The organism is Gemmatimonadota bacterium, assembly GCA_009835325.1.
Lineage (GTDB): Bacteria > JAAXHH01 > JAAXHH01 > JAAXHH01 > JAAXHH01 > JAAXHH01.
The window spans coordinates 14,787-19,339 of sequence record VXWP01000012.1 but is presented as its reverse complement, the minus strand read 5'-3'; the positions used below and the strand labels follow the sequence as shown (position 1 = coordinate 19,339).

Here is a 4,553-nt window from a genome sequence, read left to right as displayed (position 1 = left end):
GTGTCAATGATTCGGTGGGAGGGGGTAGGCGCTATTTACCCGTGGAAACCCGGTTGTCGATTTAGATGTTTCGATTCAGCTACATAACACGTCTGCACCATTTTGTTTTTGACGTTTTAGGTCGCTAAGTCGTCCTACAATACGTAACGATACGCTTTAGACGATCCCACGAGCCGACTACATGACGACTTTCTCACAGGACGACACGCACAACATCCACCTGTGCCTGCAGGGAAACGCCGACGCCTTCGAGCCGTTGGTCCGGCGATATCAGAATGCCGCATTCGCCGTGGCCATGGATTTCCTCAGGGACAGGACAGACGCGGAGGACGTGGTACAGGACGCCTTTGTGGCCGCCTACTGCAAGCTGTCGCAGTTGAAGGAACCGTCCATCTTTGGCAGCTGGCTGCACAGAATCGTCGTAAACCGATGCAAGGAATGGAGCCGTCGGAAGAGAGCCAGCCGCCTGGTCCGTGTAGATCCGCATGCCGAACACATACGCGACGAATATCCTTTGGCGGCTCAGAACCACCAGGATTACATCGAAAGCCTTGAGCTCTGGGATGAAGTCGAGAGACTGCCCGAACACTATCGTCAGGTAGTCAATCTTTATTACTACACGGGCTTTTCACTGAAAGAAATCGCCGCCTTCCTGGACATTCCGGAATCCACGGCAAGAGGTCGGCTGTATCAATCTCGAATACGATTGAAAAACGCCTTGTCGCCCCAGGAAAAGGAGACCATTGCCATGAGCCAGATCGATGTCACCGAGGATGTCCAGGATGTGGTCTGCAAGATCGCCAGAGAAGACTTCGAAGAAACAATCGATATGGGCGACGTTGAAAACATCGTCCTCTATTGCGGCGTGAATACGGAGGTCGAGATTGGCCAGGCCGAAGGAGATCAGGTTGTAATTGAAGGTTCGAAGATCGCATTGGGCCTGACGGAAGAAGAAGCGCGTAGTAACCTCAGTGCCCTGCATGTATCCCATGACCAGGTCGACAACTACCTGGAAACGGGCCCCCACGAAGGGGAGTTGTTTCTCGGTATCAGTTCCCCGCCCGGATCTGAAAACGTCGCTCATACGGCGCCGATCAACAAATACTGGAAAGATGACCTGATGAATGACCACAACCGGTGGAATGAAGTCGGCGGTGTCCGGCCGGTTGACGTATTTCCGGAACTGCAACATGAAATCCAAGCGTTTCTACCCCTACCGGAACCAATAAAGCACAGTCTGGGAAAATCGCTTCGCCTCACTGTACATGCGTCAGACGTGCGATCCATAGACCTGCCGAGGTCGGCACTGTCAGAAAACGTTGAACGCATATTCAGTGCTGTTCGTACCGATCCGGAACGGGTCTATGGCTATGCGACGTATTGTCATTTGTCCATCTCGGTACCCGAAAACGTGACGATTTCAGTATTCAGAGGCGGCCCGGTAAACGTGGATGGACTGAATGGTTCGTTGGTAACCTATAACTGCCATCCTTGCCAGATAAACGGGGTCGCAAAGGATGTCTACCTCTTGAACAGCGAGTTTACAGAAATACGCCGCATTGGCGGGCGGGTGTTTCAACGTACGTACGGTTTCGGTGGGGGAGGGACCAGTCTGGACTACGGCATGTTACGACGATATCCCTATCAGGTGGAAGGGAAGATGGAGTCCATCAGGGGAGGCGTGGATATCGATATCGGATGCATAGAATTGGATGTTCGCGACGTAGAGGGCGACGTGTCGATTTACAACCGGTATGGAACAACCCGGTTGTACCAGCCTGACCACAAACAAGATGGCAAATGCAGACTACGGACCGTTTCCGGCGAGATCAAGCTCGTACTGGACAAGACCGTCGCTGAATCCGCCAGCCTGGTCACTCATTCACTATGCGGCGTAGTGAAGTATGAAGAGGTAAAAGATGAAATGCCGCTCACCGCGTGGTCCAATAATGCATGTTGGATGTCGTTAGGAACAACTTATGAATACGCGAATACCGACTTCACCGTGATAACGGAAAGCGGCACCGTCGAATTCGAAGTGACGAAGAACGGCAAACACCACTGATTTGACCGCGTAGTATCCCCGAGATTGAACCCACGCGTCATTCCTCTACAACCGTCTCCTCGCCTGGGGATGGGGGCCTTTGCCTGAACATAAATGGCATCACCGTGCGAAACTTTACGCGGGCTCCGTCATGTACTGCCGGCGTAAAGACCATTTTTTGAGCTTCGTTCAGTATCAAAGAGTCCACGTCGGCGCGACCCGTCGATCTTTCGACGACTGCCGCCACCACGTTGCCATTGGTACCTACGACGAGTTGAACGAAACCATCGCCATGGAAATTGAGATCGATGTCTTCGGTGGGGAGTTCAGGGAAATACAGAATCTCGCCTAGCGTGTCCACCGTGTTGGGACGATAAATACCGGCGCTTTCGTCAGCCAACCGATCGGCCTCCATGGCCGATTGTACAGCCTGGTCCGGTGGACCTTCTTCCTGATCCTGCTGAACGGGCGGTACCAGTCGGACGGTCATGTCCGGCTGGACGGCCGATTCCAGTCGCCTCGCCATCTGCGCAAATTCCGAGATCTGTCCCTCCACCGATGGGGTATCGGCCCCGATTGGTGACAGGTGCAACACGTTGCCGACCTCATCGATCAGCACGATGTGGGGTGAGTTCGGCAGATCAAAAGGAGAATCGACGGCCAGGTACACCGGAAAGCTCAACCTGAATTTCTCCACGATCGGCGTAACCTCCTCGGCCGACTGCGCCTGGAGTACGCCGATAACCGGGACATTGTCACCGATCATCGATCCAAACGAAGACATCATGTCCAGGCTGCCTGGAAAATGCCGCGACTCGAAGAACAGGAGAAGCTGGTACCCCTCGCCGAGATCAGGCAGTGTTGCAGGTTGGCCGTGCTGGTCAAGCGCGTCGAAGGGGGCAATAAATGGCGTGCCGAATATCGTTTGCGCCTGTAGCACGCGGATTTCCACCTGGGCGTTGTACAGACCGTGTTGCAGGTTTTGAACCTCCTGCCTTTGCTGGTCATTGTGCCAGAGGAGGCCGGCGCTCAATGCGACGAGGACGGCGACGGCGACGTAAAGGTACAGCCGAGTGTTCGTGCGTGAGTTGGGTGTGGACATGTCGTTGATTCCTTAGTTGGGGACAATATCCCGGTCAGGGAAGTTCATTTCAGGAAAAACAACAATTGTATAGGGATAACTATGGTATAAGGATGCAAACGTCCCGTCAACTGAACAGGTTCCAACATGCATTGACGAACACGCTGACGACTTACCCGCTTCCTGGCAGGCTTCCTGTAAAATTCCTCATTTCCCACGAGATTCCCTCACGTAAACACGACCATTCCTGTATAGCACCGAATCACACACCCGGTCACAGGGAGGCGTCGTGCGTCATTCCATTCATTCCCCATCCCTGATTTCCATCGAGGGATTGCATAAGTCCTTCCCGATGGGAGACGTCCGCATTCCCGCGCTACGGGGCGTATCCGCCACCATTGACCGGGGCGAATACGTGGCCGTGATGGGCCGGTCGGGATCCGGCAAATCCACCCTGATGAACATCCTGGGCTGCCTGGACACGCCCACGGCGGGCAGGTACGCCCTCGACGGCAGGTCCGTCGGAGATCTCACGGACGACGAACAGGCCTTCATCCGCAACCGGATGATCGGGTTCGTGTTCCAGGCCTTCAATCTGCTCCCGAGAATGGACGCGCTGCACAACGTGGAACTGCCGCTCCTCTACCGCGGCATGGACAGCAGGGAACGGCGTTGGCGCTCCATGGAAGCGATGGAAGCGGTGGGCGTGAACGACCGCGCCCGCCACAGGCCCAACGAGATGTCGGGCGGGCAGCGCCAGCGCGTGGCCATCGCCCGTGCGCTGGTCGGCGAACCGTCCATCATCCTGGCGGACGAGCCAACCGGGAACCTGGACAGTGGGACCGGGGAGGAGATTATGGCGATTTTCGACCGGCTGAACCGGGATGGACATACGATCGTACTGGTGACCCACGAAGCGCACGTCGCCCGGCACTGCAGGAGGATCATTCGACTGCGCGACGGCGTGATTGAGGAGGACCGTTCGGTAAGTTCTGAATGACTAGAAAGGAGATGAACATGGACGCTACCAACGTTGTAAGCAATGTGGTTGTAATCGGGATCCTGCTCTTCGTCTGGCGCAGCCTCGACATGCGGATTTCTCAACTCGATAAGCGTCTGAGCGACCGAATCGATCACCTTGATGAGCGGGTCTCGCAGATCGAGGAACGGATTGCGCACCTGGGCGAGCGGATTGCACACCTGAGTGAGCGGATATCCCGGATAGAAGGTCTGTTTGAGGCCTTCGCTCGGAAAAGCAACCTTTTTGAATCGGAAAAGAAGACCTGATGGCGTAGACACATACCGGTTCTTAAACGATATCCACGATCAAACCTTAAACCATGAAAGGAGTATCATGGAAAACGTACAACTCTGGGTTCAACCCCTGATCCTGCTGACCGCTTTCATCTTCTTCTGGCGCGAGGCGAA

The 4,553-nt window shown here is 55.0% G+C and carries 4 protein-coding genes; 3 read left to right on the top strand and 1 reads right to left on the bottom strand.

The genetic code is table 11. From position 1 onward, the window contains the following. The first annotated feature begins 181 nt into the window (after nucleotides 1-181). The gene (locus F4Z81_01380; GenBank protein MXW03697.1) at nucleotides 182-2,065 is read left to right on the top strand and encodes a sigma-70 family RNA polymerase sigma factor; all 1,884 of its coding nucleotides are present in this window, start codon (nucleotides 182-184) and stop codon (nucleotides 2,063-2,065) included. 37 nt (nucleotides 2,066-2,102) lie between these two features. Here the strand turns inward: F4Z81_01380 and F4Z81_01375 are convergent, their stop codons facing one another. Beyond that, nucleotides 2,103-3,146: a hypothetical protein gene (locus F4Z81_01375; GenBank protein MXW03696.1), complete on the bottom strand. Its 1,044-nt coding sequence runs from the start codon at nucleotides 3,144-3,146 to the stop codon at nucleotides 2,103-2,105. Between the two features lie 331 nt (nucleotides 3,147-3,477). On the opposite strand from F4Z81_01375, the gene F4Z81_01370 reads away from it, so the two are divergent. Both F4Z81_01370 and F4Z81_01365 read left to right on the top strand, forming a co-directional pair. Then, entirely contained in the window at nucleotides 3,478-4,125 is a 648-nt protein-coding gene (locus F4Z81_01370; protein ID MXW03695.1) for an ABC transporter ATP-binding protein, read from the top strand. Between the two features lie 17 nt (nucleotides 4,126-4,142). Next, nucleotides 4,143-4,412, top strand: coding sequence for a hypothetical protein (locus F4Z81_01365; protein MXW03694.1), 270 nt, complete (start codon nucleotides 4,143-4,145; stop codon nucleotides 4,410-4,412). The last annotated feature ends 141 nt before the right edge of the window (nucleotides 4,413-4,553 follow it).

Coding starts and splice junctions, on each gene's coding strand:
- F4Z81_01365 (MXW03694.1), top strand. CDS start 4,143: ATGGACGCTACCAACGTTGTAAGCAATGTGGTTGTAATCGGGATCCTG.
- F4Z81_01375 (MXW03696.1), bottom strand. CDS start 3,146: ATGTCCACACCCAACTCACGCACGAACACTCGGCTGTACCTTTACGTC.
- F4Z81_01380 (MXW03697.1), top strand. CDS start 182: ATGACGACTTTCTCACAGGACGACACGCACAACATCCACCTGTGCCTG.
- F4Z81_01370 (MXW03695.1), top strand. CDS start 3,478: ATGGGAGACGTCCGCATTCCCGCGCTACGGGGCGTATCCGCCACCATT.